11 protein-coding genes, 1 tRNA gene and 2 pseudogenes are annotated in these 12,459 nt (G+C 43.9%); 7 read left to right on the top strand and 7 right to left on the bottom strand.

Annotated elements, in window-relative coordinates:
- Positions 1 to 45: 45 nt before the first annotated feature.
- Positions 46 to 696: an HAD family hydrolase gene (locus B5F91_RS12985; RefSeq protein ID WP_087429487.1), complete on the bottom strand. Its 651-nt coding sequence runs from the start codon at positions 694 to 696 to the stop codon at positions 46 to 48.
- A gap of 159 nt (positions 697 to 855) precedes the next feature.
- Between B5F91_RS12985 and B5F91_RS12980 the strand changes: the two are divergent.
- The 5 genes and pseudogenes from B5F91_RS12980 to B5F91_RS12955 form a co-directional block, all read left to right on the top strand.
- Positions 856 to 1,059, top strand: a pseudogene (locus B5F91_RS12980) (twin-arginine translocation signal domain-containing protein); the annotation flags it as partial.
- Between the two features lie 244 nt (positions 1,060 to 1,303).
- Positions 1,304 to 1,768, top strand: a pseudogene (locus B5F91_RS12975) (cupin domain-containing protein); the annotation flags it as partial.
- A gap of 15 nt (positions 1,769 to 1,783) precedes the next feature.
- Entirely contained in the window at positions 1,784 to 2,116 is a 333-nt protein-coding gene (locus tag B5F91_RS12970) for an NAD(P)H-dependent oxidoreductase (protein ID WP_239416440.1), read from the top strand.
- A gap of 33 nt (positions 2,117 to 2,149) precedes the next feature.
- Positions 2,150 to 2,326 carry a twin-arginine translocase TatA/TatE family subunit gene (locus tag B5F91_RS12965; protein ID WP_087429500.1) on the top strand — a complete coding sequence of 59 codons (177 nt, stop codon included), beginning with the start codon at positions 2,150 to 2,152 and terminating at the stop codon, positions 2,324 to 2,326.
- Positions 2,327 to 2,954: 628 nt separating this feature from the next.
- Positions 2,955 to 3,845 carry a hypothetical protein gene (locus tag B5F91_RS12955; RefSeq protein WP_144025127.1) on the top strand — a complete coding sequence of 297 codons (891 nt, stop codon included), beginning with the start codon at positions 2,955 to 2,957 and terminating at the stop codon, positions 3,843 to 3,845.
- A gap of 443 nt (positions 3,846 to 4,288) precedes the next feature.
- Here B5F91_RS12955 and B5F91_RS12945 read toward each other — a convergent pair whose 3' ends face one another.
- Complete coding sequence (locus tag B5F91_RS12945) at positions 4,289 to 4,582, bottom strand: helix-turn-helix transcriptional regulator (RefSeq protein ID WP_022052621.1); 294 nt, start codon at positions 4,580 to 4,582, stop codon at positions 4,289 to 4,291.
- A 148-nt stretch (positions 4,583 to 4,730) separates the two neighbouring features.
- Between B5F91_RS12945 and B5F91_RS12940 the strand changes: the two genes are divergently transcribed.
- Together B5F91_RS12940 and B5F91_RS12935 are read left to right on the top strand one after the other, a co-directional pair.
- Entirely contained in the window at positions 4,731 to 5,351 is a 621-nt protein-coding gene (locus tag B5F91_RS12940; RefSeq protein WP_022052622.1) for a recombinase family protein, read from the top strand.
- Between the two features lie 374 nt (positions 5,352 to 5,725).
- On the top strand, positions 5,726 to 7,228 hold the full coding sequence (locus tag B5F91_RS12935; protein ID WP_022052623.1) for a recombinase family protein: 1,503 nt from the start codon (positions 5,726 to 5,728) through the stop codon (positions 7,226 to 7,228).
- Here the strand turns inward: B5F91_RS12935 and B5F91_RS12930 are convergent.
- The 5 genes from B5F91_RS12930 to B5F91_RS12910 all read right to left on the bottom strand — a co-directional run.
- Positions 7,220 to 7,301: transfer RNA gene (locus tag B5F91_RS12930), tRNA-Leu, on the bottom strand. The genes B5F91_RS12935 and B5F91_RS12930 overlap by 9 nt on opposite strands.
- A 61-nt stretch (positions 7,302 to 7,362) precedes the next feature.
- Positions 7,363 to 8,391 carry a S41 family peptidase gene (locus B5F91_RS12925; protein WP_087429483.1) on the bottom strand — a complete coding sequence of 343 codons (1,029 nt, stop codon included), beginning with the start codon at positions 8,389 to 8,391 and terminating at the stop codon, positions 7,363 to 7,365.
- Positions 8,392 to 8,529: 138 nt separating this feature from the next.
- Positions 8,530 to 9,375 (bottom strand): DUF3316 domain-containing protein, encoded by an 846-nt coding sequence (locus tag B5F91_RS12920; RefSeq protein WP_087429499.1) that lies wholly within the window; start codon positions 9,373 to 9,375, stop codon positions 8,530 to 8,532.
- Positions 9,376 to 9,443: 68 nt separating this feature from the next.
- Positions 9,444 to 12,083, bottom strand: a complete 2,640-nt coding sequence (locus B5F91_RS12915; RefSeq protein WP_087429482.1) for a DNA gyrase/topoisomerase IV subunit A — start codon at positions 12,081 to 12,083, stop codon at positions 9,444 to 9,446.
- 170 nt (positions 12,084 to 12,253) lie between these two features.
- Positions 12,254 to 12,459, bottom strand: a 206-nt coding sequence (locus B5F91_RS12910; protein WP_204244696.1) for a PD-(D/E)XK nuclease domain-containing protein, incomplete at its 5' end; no start/stop codon positions are given.

Below are 12,459 nucleotides of genomic sequence, written 5' to 3'. Positions count from 1 at the left end.
CAGTGCTTTTCCTGGCGGATTGGAGGTGGCGACTAAATATGCACCTCAACGGAAAAGTGCAGACAGTGCTTCAACGGATGGAACGACATAGTCCGCTCCGGCAGAAATCAGTTCCTCCCGTGAACCATAGCCATACAGCACACCTACGCATTCCACGCTTACTTCGTGCGCTCCAATGACATCATACTTACGGTCGCCCACCATTATGGCTTCCCCTTTTTCGGTAATGCCTGCCTGAGCGAGAAGAGATTGCATTACTTCTGCTTTCCGCATCTTCGTGTGGTCAAGAGAAGAGCCCTCGATTCGCTCAAAATAGCGGGAAAGGTTGAAGTGGCTCAATATCTTCTCGGCAAATGGAGTAGGCTTGGAAGTTGCGACATATAACTTGCGTCCAGCCTCCTGCAAGTGTTTCAGAAGTTCTGGAATGCCCGGATAAACCTTGTTTTCACACCAACCTTTTTCCACGAAATATTCACGGTAATAGCAGACGGCTTCTTTCGCCTGCTCTTCGGAGAAATGATACCTTTCCCTAAAAGAGTCGATTAACGGAGGCCCGATAAAGGGGGTCAACAGGTTGAGGTCATTCTCGATAATACCGTAATGCTTCAAAGCGTGTTGCACTGAGCGGGTGATGCCGGTGAATGGGTCGGTCAGCGTGCCGTCCAAATCGAATAACAGATATTTCTTGTCTTTCATATATAGCTTTTTAGGTTTGCGAAGATAAGGAAAATCGGGGAGCGGGGCAAGGATTATCCCCATGCACCTACGAAATTGGTTGTTCTATCAGTGGTTCAGGTACGGTTGCCAAAGAGAATGCCCGGTAACTTTGCGGCAGAGAATTAAAGGTATCACATCATGAAGAAAGAAAGTGACAACCGAATAGAAATGTCCCGCCGTGGTTTCCTGAAAGCGGCGGCACTGACCGGAGCGGCAATCTGCGTGTCCCCGGCGTTGGAGAAAGTGCAGGCGGCAGAGAGAGCCGTCAGTGGTAAATCATCAGTCAAAGACATCCCGGCGGGCATGGCGGCAGTGCGCAAGCAAAGGACTTTGGGTAGCGGGCAACACGCACTTCCCGATGTCGGACTTGAACAATGCGGAGGTGGCGGAACTGATGTATGATTGGTTGCGGGAAAAAGGGTTGGATTGATTTTTCAGTAAAATAGGTACAAACATCGGGGATATGTGTATCTTGCTTTGTCTCGTGCCGCTGTATCTTTGCAACACAGGAGTGGGTATAATCAATAAATTAAAGAATATGAAAAAGATACTGTATTTATTATTCGTAGTAACAATAACTAATATTCAAGGAATTATGGCACAAGAAAAGATTACACAGACGGCGGGAGCGGACGGAAAGGCTGCTTTCCAACGGGAAATGATATTCCCCATCGGCGAACCGAATACCGCTTACGCCAAGTATTTCATCGGCAACAGCTATCTGGCTCCCATATCCAAGGAGCAGATACCGTTCAACAATGTCACTTTCGAGCCGCGTTGCCGCAACAACTGGCACATTCATCATGCGACCAAAGGAGGCGGACAGATGCTGGTCTGCGTAGCCGGAAAGGGCTGGTATCAGGAATGGGGAAAGCCTGCCGTGCAGATGCTTCCGGGCGATGTCGTTCATATCCCGGCGAATGTGAAGCATTGGCATGGAGCGGCGGCGGACAGTTGGTTTGCGCATCTCGCCTTTGAGGTGCCCGGAGAAAACACATCCAATGAATGGCTGGAGCCTGTGACCGATGAATATTACAACAAGTTGGAATAGAGACTAATTTCGGAATTGCGTCCATATTTGCTGGAAGCGGACATGGTGGTGTTTGTCACTCCTATGTATTACTTCGGGTTCTCTTCACAGTTGAAAGCCGTGATTGACCGCTTCTATGCCGTCAACGGACGCATCAAGGGTGCATCCAAGCAATCTGCCTTTCTTATGGCGTATGCTAATACAGACCCTAAAGAAGCGGAGCCGATGATTTCGCACTACAAAACTTTGCTGAATTATCTCGGTTGGAAAGACCGTGGTATGGTCATAGCTCCCGGAATGTGGCCTGCCGGGGCTGTGCAAAATACAAAGTATAGCCGCCAGGTATACGAATTGGGCAAAAGTTTGTAATACAATCGTTTAACTTTTTAATACTGGAAAATGATGTTTGGAATAGGAACGCAAGAGATAATTTTTATCGTACTGATAGTTTTGCTGTTTTTCGGCGGAAAGAAGATACCCGAACTGATGAAAGGCTTGGGCAAAGGGGTGCGCAGTTTCAAGGAAGGCGTAAAAGGCGTGGAAAACGACCTGGATATAAGGGATGAAAATCCGGTCTAAAAGAGGGACGTGTCACCGAAATAGACATCTTTTAAATGTGGATATTTTTTACTTATTGCAACAGATAACAAAGAAAGCCAGTCAAAACAATGGTTTTGACTGACTTTTGTACGTTTTTGCCTTGATGTTTGTGCGAATATATGAAAGATTATCGAACCTTCAAAGAAGATTTCTTCAAAATAATTGATTTTTGTCATTATTTGCATGATGAAGGATATGATTTAATGAAGTTTTGACACGGTTAGTAAAAGACCATTCTTTAATAATTGGCTTACAATGTACTTAAATGGAGTTTTGACGTGTGTATCCTCTATGAACATAGGTACTTTTTTAGTAGGTTGTGTATAAAATCTGTTTTTTATTTATTTTTCTTGCTGTTATCTGAAAAAATAATTTTCTACTATACCTACTTTTTCTACTTTACTTGATATTTATATATAAACACTTTATAACATGAGAATATATAGACAAATGGATGATACGAGCAAATTACGTATCAGTAACAGATTAAAAGGGCGAAGTCTAACAGACAGCCATAAACAGGCTATCAGTGATGGCATGAAGGCTTATTGGGCGACAATCCCCAACAAACCAAACGAAAATAACGAGAGTGAAAAACAATTTAAGGATGAAACGTGTATGTAAACGGAAAGTTATGATAGATGCTTTGACGGTTTGCTTCGAGGTGGGAAACCGTTATCACTATGACCGTATAAGCGAACTTGAATATGGCGAGATTTATGACTTATACGAGTTTCAGTTAGTACGGGGCGAAGGACGTTATTACAATAATGTCTATACTATTATATATATGGACGGAGATAATCAAGTTGAGTTCGGGCAGTTAAAGTTTAATATTGGGAAAATGGCTAATCCGAACAACTTACACGATAACGGCAGTCCAAAGGTTTGGATAAGCCTCAACAATAAAAGCCTATATACTAATGACCAGAACTATTTAGGTTTCATCGCCACTAAGCTGGGACTGGAACCGCACAACATTACGACATTGGATTTGTGCCTTGACACTTCTTTTAATGTCAGTAGGCTATTACGGCAGCACATAAGGAACAAGTTCATTACAACTATTTTGAATGGTACAAAAGTCAAAGACCGTAACGCAGACCGTCCCGAAATCACTTATACGTTCAGTGGTAGTCTTGACAAAGACAAGTATTTGACGGTAAATGTCAAGCAGCGTAATGCCATGAAAGATAAGACTCGTGGTGTCACTCTGACTACTTATGATAAGTTGGCGGAGATACGGAATAGTTCTGGGAAGAACTATATTTTAGACTACTATAAAGAGCCTCTTGAAAGATTGTATAGGACTGAGGTACACTTGAACAATGCAGAAATAAAAGAGTACTTAGATAGCCGTGGCTTGTTCTTTAACTACTATATGATTGATGAGGCTTTGCTGGAGGAAATGTTCTTCTACCATTTGAATAGTGTCATTCGTTTTAAAGATGGTAGGCAGGATATAAGATGGGAACACTTGTTGGGTCGTGTCTCGTAGGGTTATAACAACCCCCTTTCTCAATATATGTGGTTCTCATATAAGTCATTGATTCCTATAGTTCTGTATCAAAATTAAAACGTATCAATATAATCTATTAAAAAGACGATATTGATACGTTTTTTGTATTATTCTAATCTAAAAAATTTTAATGACCATGTCCTCTAATATATGGTTCTTCATATTTATCAGAATCAACGTTTCTCATGCAAGATTTTATATTACTTACAATTATAATTGTGAGTAATGATATACAAATAACAAGCATGGCAATTGCATTAAAAGTTTCCCATTGTTTTTTAAATCTACTATTTGTCATATAGTCATTAAGCTTATCGTATATATTTTGAAATAGTACAATGCTTAATATAAAAATAACTATAATTATGATTATCACAATAAACCACGGTAGCCCAATATCATTGGATAACCATTCCATAAACTTATTTATCATGTTTTAATAAATTTAAAATTTCATCTTTACTGCTAAATTGATAAATTTTTCCTTTAATTTTAATATAACCTTCTACCTTTTCATCATCTACTTGTTCAAACAGGCTTTTAATAGATACTCCTAAAGCGTTCGCTATTTTCTCAATGGTGTCAAGACGGGCATTTCCGTACATCGCTCTATTAAGGCTTGCAGGGTCAATCTCCATGCTTGCTGCAAGGTCTTTCAATTGTTTTCCTTGCTCTTTACAAAGTCGTTTTACATTTTCGGCTAAGATTCTTTCCATATACATCTTTTAATTGTGTCAAAGTTAGTCTATTTGTTTTAAATATCAAAATGGATAATATTAATTGATTTTTTAATCAAACTAAGTTTGCTGGTCAATTATATTATATGTATATTTGCAATATAATAAATTGATATTTAAAACAATTATGATGAAAACAGTAATTTTTGCGAGGGTTTCGACAAATGTCCAGGAGTACGATAGACAAGTAAATGAGTTAACGGTTCTAGCAAAATCAAATGGCTGGAGTGTTGAGGCTGTTTTCACCGAAAAAATATCGGGAGCAAAGGCGAATACAGAACGTACTGAACTTTTGAATATGATAAACTTTGTTGAGGTTAATCATATAAATAAGGTATTAGTGACAGAACTTTCTCGACTTGGACGTGATACCCTCCAAGTATTGGAAGTTATCGAAATGCTGAATAGAAAAGGAATTTCATTATATATTCAAAATTACAATATTGAGACTTTAACGGCAGACGGTAAAGTTAATGCAATGAGCCAATTTCTAATAACTATTCTAGCAGAGGTTGCAAGAATGGAAAGAAAGACTATTCGTGAAAGGGTAGAGAGCGGGTATAAAAATTATCGGGCAAATGGCGGTAAGGTAGGCCGAAAGATAGGATATAAGAAGACAGAAGAGAGTATGCGAGAACAATATACAGAAGAAATTAAACTTCTTAAAAAGGGTTATTCATTACGTAATATATCTAAGATTACGGGAGCGTCTATCAATACTATCCGAAAGTGCAAGAGCCTCATCTAATTTGGTTTTTAATTTTCTTTTTGGTATGTTTGAATCAGACGTTCTTTGACATTATGAAAAAACAGAAAACAAGATTTAGATAACAAGATAAAATATAGACACCCTTTGAGAAAGTAAGTTTATTGTAAACTGAAAGGTAACAATCTGGTATTTGACACAAAGTGGTTTATTGTTATTGGGTGGTCATACTAAATACCAAAACTAAGTGCAGTGGCACAGCGTAAATATTTGATAAATCGTGAATTACAAATGTTATGAGAAATATTTCAACGATTTAGAAATTTCAGAAAAAGAAGCTAATGTTTTGCTCGACTATTTGTCGTCATTAGCTGAGATAGGTATTAATTTTGTTAACGAACATAAAATTGAATATTATGAAAAATTGTGTAATTTGGACGAGGGTATCAACCAAGCGTCAAGAGGATAACGGCGGGTCATTGGATGACCAAAGATGTAAATGTGAGGCTTTTGCCAAACAAAACGGATATAATATAAAAGGATATTTTGGCGGAACACACGAGTCCGCCAAAACTCCTGGTCCTTTGTTAAAAGAAATGTATCATGCAATTAAGAAGGACAAAACAATTAGTCATATTATTGTATCTGTTGTAGACCGATTTAGTAGAAATGTAGGACAGGCCTCAACAATTATAGATGAACTGCTGAAACAAAATGTAGTTATAGTTGAGGCTGCTACTAGCATAGATACTTCTACACGAGAGGGGATAATGATGATTAAGTTCAAGTTAACCTTAGCTGAATGGGATAATGGCAACCGTACCGATAAATTTATATCAGGTCGTAAACATTGCCTTGAAAGCGGTGTATACTGTGGAGCAGCCAAGCCACTGGGGTATGATAAACATGGTAAATCCTTGGGAACTACCTTTACAATCAACGATAAAGGGAAATTGATAGCAAAGGCTTTTAGGTGGAAATTACAAGGGCTTGCAAATCATCAGATAATAAATAAACTTGCTGCTTACGGGTTGGAGATGAGTAAACAAAAGCTACATCACATTCTGACCAATCCATTTTATGCAGGTAAAATCCGTCATAAAATGTTGGAGGGTAAATTAGTAGATGGCAATCAACCTTGCATAGTGAGTTATTCTGATTTTTTGCGAGTACAAGATATATTGAGCGGTAAAACGGGGGTGTATAAACATCAGAAGGAAACACCCCGTTTTCCTTTGAAACGGCATGTGCTGTGCAGTAAAGACCATACACCATTTACGGCGTACACTGTAAAGAGAAAGAACATTGACTACTACAAATGTAACTTGAACGGCTGTAAAACCAATGTATCGGCAAAGAAGCTACATTATAAGTATGAGGAACTTTTGCGTACTTACAATATTCCCAAGGTTTTAAAACCCATATTGCATGATATAATATCAACAATGATGCTTTCAGACAATGAAGAACAACGGAAAAATGAAAGGCTTCTAAAAAAGCAGAAAACCGAATATTTAAATAAGCTGAAAGCCTGTAAAATAAGATTTGGAACAGGAGATATTGATGAGGATGTATATCGGATAACTAATGAAGAGTATCAAGAAAAGTTGGATAATATAGAGTTGGAATTAGCACAGTGCCAAAAAGAGTTATCGAACCATAAAGAAGAAGTGGACGAAGTTTTTTTAATATGCTGTAAATTAGATTCTTTATGGAAAAATTCTTCATTAGAGATAGAGCAGAAGTTACAGAACCTGCTCTTTCCTAATGGAATTTTATGGGATAAGGAAATAGATAATTATCGAACCTTTGATGAAAATGAAGCTCTTTCTGTAATTGCAAGAATTTCAAGAAGTTATGAGAATAAAAAAGAGGATTTTCCCGAAGGGAAATCCTCAAAAGTAAAATTGTGCGCCTGATAGGACTCGAACCTACACGTCTCACGACACCAGATCCTAAGTCTGGCGCGGCTACCAATTACGCCACAGGCGCTTATCCATGTTTTGTGGATTGCGGGTGCAAAGATAAGGCTTATTTTCGAGATTGCAAAATATTAATCCAAATTCTTCAACACCTTGCATGCTGTTTCTATCATCGTGTCTTTTCCGCGTGCGATGTCTTCGCTGGTCATATCCACCTTGATGTCTGGGTCTATGCCGAATTCCAACTGGTTCATTGCGGGGTCGAGCATCGGGCTGGCGGAGAAGCGGATAGACCAGCCGCAGGGGATTTCGGACGAGAACGGAAGGCCTGAGCCTCCTCCCGTCTTGTCGCCCACGAGGGTTACGTTCGGAAATTGGTTCATGCTGTTCACAAAGTCGTTTGTGGCGCTATACGAGCGGCGGTTGGTGAGCACCACGGCTTTCTTTTGCCAGCGGATGCCGTTCGAAGGGTCGATGTACACGGGTTTGGGTTCGGAGAAATCGTTGTGCTCCGGTCCGGTCTTGTGATACATATAGCCCACCAATACACGTTCGTTGGTAAAGCGTGACGCTAGCTTTTGGGCAGTGGTGAGGTTTCCTCCCCCATTATCCCGCACATCGATAATCAGACCGTCGCATACGGCAAGGGCGTTCAGGGTTTGGTCTAAGTTTCCGTCTCCGATACCGCTTGAGAAGCTCCCGCAATAGATGTATCCGATGTTGTTTTCTAAGATGGAGTAGGTCAGTCCCGATGAGTTCACATAGTCTTTCCCTAAGTAGATGCTTTGGATGCTGTCGCTGAAATTATGGGGGAAGGCGTCGAACCATGCACGGTATTGTGAGGTGCCGATGGAACTGGAGAGGTTCACATGTCCGTCCCTTAGTTCGTTCACCATATCCGAGAGCACTTCGTAGAGGTTCTCCCAAGTCATGTCGGGCGTGATGCGTTGGGCATAACGGGTATGTACTTCGTCCCAATCCAGCCCGTATCCCTCGTGTTTATAGTCGAGGAAGCAATATTGCTCGTCTATGATTTTCCATAATGATTCGAAGTTGGCTTCGGGCGAATTGCCCGCTATGTCTTCACGGATGCACGAGCCGAAGAGGAGACTTGCGAAGCAGATGGTTATTATTTTAATGAAGAATGAATGTTGTTTCATAAGCTGTTTATTTGGAGTTAAACGCAGATTAACGCAGATTTTCGCAGATAATGATTTAAATATTTATCTGCACTGAATGGATAATCTGCGCTAATCTGCGGAAATCTGCGTTTTAATATATAATTACACATATATGCATCAGAATGGGGTGTTTTTATGTGGCATACCGGCACGGCTCTTTCCGTGTATCAGGTAGAGATGCCGCACGATGCCTATCATGAAGTCGTGCGAATAGGTATGGCTTTTCAGGTGGTTCACCTTGGCTTGCTGGAGGTCGCAGATGTAGCCTATGCGCATCACTGTGTTCCGAATGGGGAAGTCGAGGGTGAGCAGTTGGCGGAGCGAAGGATTGTTGTGCAGAGAGGTGAATGCCACGTTCCGTCCTCCGTTGCCCAAGGAGAATATTTCGTAATATGATTCGCCGAACTCGGGCGAGAACATTGCGCCCAGCAGGGGCAAGTTTGCTTGATAGCGCAGGGTCATCGGGTAGTTCTTGATGCGGAATTTCCAGATGAGCATTCCCGATGCTCCCAGTCCTCCGTAGGCTTTCGCTTGGGCTGGATTGTTCGAGTTGCGCCGATTGTACACCACGCCTACATTCAGGTCGAGCATCGGACCGAAGAGGATTTTCAGCCCTTCGGCGGGACGGAACTGGTAATGCAGGGCATAGCTCCAGTTCACCAGTCCGCCGTAGGTATGGTTGGTTTGCGAGATATTTTCGGTGTACGAGGCGTGTAGCTGGAGCAGGTTCTGTGCCGAGACGTTCCCGTCCATCAGGCGGGTCATCCGCATTGTCTCGTAAGCGAAGCGCACTTCAGGACCTTGGTATTCCAAGGGCGAAAGATAGGTCTCGAACGTGTTATTGTGTCCTGCCCCTATCATTGCCGAGCGCATCACGTAACGGGTTGTCCGCAAGGAGTCTTGCGCTTGGATGCAGACCGGAGAGCAGGCTAAGGTTATCAGGATAAGAACACAGAGGCACAGAGGCACAAAGGTTTTATTGTTTATTCTCTGTGTCTTTGTGTCTCTGTGTTCGATATAAATCAATGTTTTCATTGTTCTTCAGAATCGAATAAGTTCATTTGTCCGTTCTCGTCTTCGGGCGTTCTGGATTCTTCCGTGTCGGGCGTTTCTTCGGGCTCGGGCATACGGGTAGGCTCCAGTTCGTTGATTTCCGCCACGGTGTAGGTGGTGAGTCGTTTCCCTTTCGCCTTATAACTCTTTACGCCTACGAAGTCGGACGCTTCTATGATGAGGGCTTCGCGGAAGGCATCGTGTCCGCCGAAAACTACTTGGATGCGCGGATACGTTTCTGCGGTGAGCAGCACGGGGCGGCTCGCCTTATTCTCGCCCAGGTAGTTCTGGCGTTTGGAAGTGGTCTCGAAGCAGAAGCGTTTCAGGTACGGGTAGTTCTGCTGGTCGGCATCGTAAAGCACGGCGGTCCATACCTGTTCAGGGTCGAACTTGCCGATGAAGCGGATGTCGGGGTCGTAATGGTTGTTCAGGTCGAAGTCGGAAGTGTAGAAGTCGCCGTCCGTATGTACAATAAGGATGCGGTCTTCACTTTGGAACTCGCCCAAGTATTCGCCCTGCCCGTCGTAGTTCAGGCGCAGCACGTCATGGTCGAACCACACTTTGCGTCCGCCCAAGGTGGAGCCTCCGCGTTGCTTCAGCCCTATCTTGTGTACCTCGTACTTGGTGAGCAGGTTGCCCATCGATTGGCGTCCCTTGATGCTGATGCCGCTGAAGTCGCGTTCGAACACTAACTTCTTGATGCGCGGGTTGGGGCGCAGGGTTACTTTTACGGTTTCCGCTTCGCCGTTGGGGTTGGCGGTGAAATATACGATGCGTGAGCCGGGCGTGCCTTGCGTCACATCGTATTCGCGGTCGCGTATCATCGAAGTCACGTTGAAACGCTTGATGTAGTGGTATCCGTCTTTCCCGTCGCGGTAGATGACATTGTATATCGTCCGTTTGTCGTTCTTCTTGAACACGTTGACATAGAGGATGTTCTTTCCTACGAAGAGCTTGTCTTGCACCCGCACGATTTTGTATTTCCCGTCGCAGTAGAAGACGATTACATCATCGATGTCCGAGCAGTTGCATACGAACTCGTCTTTCTTCAGACCCGTGCCGATGAAGCCTTCCTCGCGGTTGATGTAGAGCTTTTCGTTGGCTTCCGCCACTTTGGTGGCTACGATGGTGTCGAAGTTGCGTATCTCGGTGCGGCGGGGGAAGCTGGCTCCGTATTTTTCCTTTAGGCGGCGGAACCAGTCGATGGTATAATCGGTGATATGCGCCAAGTGGTTTTCGGTTTCTTCGATGTCGGCTTTCAGGCGCGCGATATTCTCGTCCGCCTTGTCCTTATTGAATTTCAGGATGCGTGCCATCTTGATTTCCATCAGCTTGAGGATGTCTTCCTTGGTCACTTCGCGCACCATTTTGGGATAGAACGGGGTGAGCCGCTCATCAATGTGGGCGCAGGCGGCATCCATGTTTTCGGCTTGCTCGAACTCGCGGTCTTTGTAGATGCGTTCTTCAATGAAGATGCGTTCCAGTGAGGCGAAGTGCAGGGTTTCGAGTGTCTCGTCGCGCTGGATTTCCAGTTCGCGGCGCAAGAGTCCGAGGGTATGTTCCACCGACTTGCGGAGCACCGTGCCTACGGAGAGGAAATGCGGTTTCTTGTCCTCGATGACACAGCAGTTAGGCGAAATATTCACTTCGCAATCCGTAAAGGCATAGAGGGCATCGAGGGTCTTGTCCGATGAGGCTCCAGATGCTAAGTGCACCAATATTTCCACCTTGTCGGCGGTATTGTCGTCCACCTTGCGCACCTTAATCTTTCCTTTCTCCACGGCTTTCAGGATGGAGTCGATGAGCGATGAGGTGGTCTTTCCGTAAGGGATTTCGCTGATGCAGAGTGTCTTGTTGTCGAGCTTCGATATTTTCGCACGCACGCGCACCACGCCTCCGCGCTCTCCATCATTGTAGCGCGATACGTCGACTGCCCCTCCGGTCTGGAAGTCGGGGTAGAGATGAAATTCTTCACCTTTCAGGCAAGCGATGGCTGCATCGCATAGCTCGTTGAAGTTGTGGGGCAGGATTTTCGACGAAAGCCCCACGGCAATGCCTTCCACGCCCTGTGCTAAAAGCAAAGGGAATTTCACGGGCAGGGTGACGGGTTCGCGGTTGCGTCCGTCGTAAGAGGCTTGCCATTCGGTGGTTTTGGGATTAAACACCACGTCGAGTGCGAATTTCGAGAGCCTTGCCTCGATGTATCGGGGTGCGGCGGCATCGTCGCCCGTCAGGATATTTCCCCAGTTCCCTTGACAATCGATAAGCAAGTCTTTCTGTCCTAATTGCACTAACGCATCGCCGATAGATGCATCGCCGTGCGGGTGGAACTGCATGGTATGTCCTACAATGTTCGCCACCTTGTTGTAGCGTCCGTCGTCCAGCCGCTTCATGGCGTGCAAGATACGCCGTTGCACGGGTTTCAGCCCGTCGTTGATGTGGGGTACGGCACGCTCTAAAATGACGTACGAGGCATAGTCGAGAAACCAGTTCTGGTACATTCCGCTCAGCTGGTACTTCACCGCCTTGTCCGTGGGCGATGCCGGTTTGTAGTTTGTCTCCGCTTCTTTTTCAGGTATATCCGTTGTTTCGTTGTTATCTAAAATATCGTCGCTCATAATCGTTTTCTGCTTGATGCAAATATACGGATAATTTTCGGAAAATCCAAATGCTCCGATGCAGTGCTTTTTTAAGCTGGTTTAGGGGTTACGGATCTCTTTATCTATATGGTTGCATCGTGTCGGGAATATAGATGTGTAGCCCGTTGCATATAACTCCGGTTGGAAGATTAGCCTTGCATCTTCCAACCGTCAATAGTTCCCGTCTGCGAAGAAAAGCTGACCCCTATTTTGTATAAGGTTCGTCCATCAGACTCGTAGGGTCTCGCATATCCTTTTTCTTCAATTTGTCGGAGGGCTTCGTCTGCCGTACCGTCTAACTTGAACTCGAAGATATAGATATAGTCCGGTGTCTCTACGATGCAGTCCACCCTTC

The sequence above is a fragment of the Bacteroides sp. An322 genome, from assembly GCF_002161765.1.
Classification (GTDB): domain Bacteria; phylum Bacteroidota; class Bacteroidia; order Bacteroidales; family Bacteroidaceae; genus Phocaeicola; species Phocaeicola merdavium.
The sequence above is the reverse complement of the archived record's forward strand: the minus strand, read 5'-3'. Positions and strand labels throughout refer to the sequence as shown.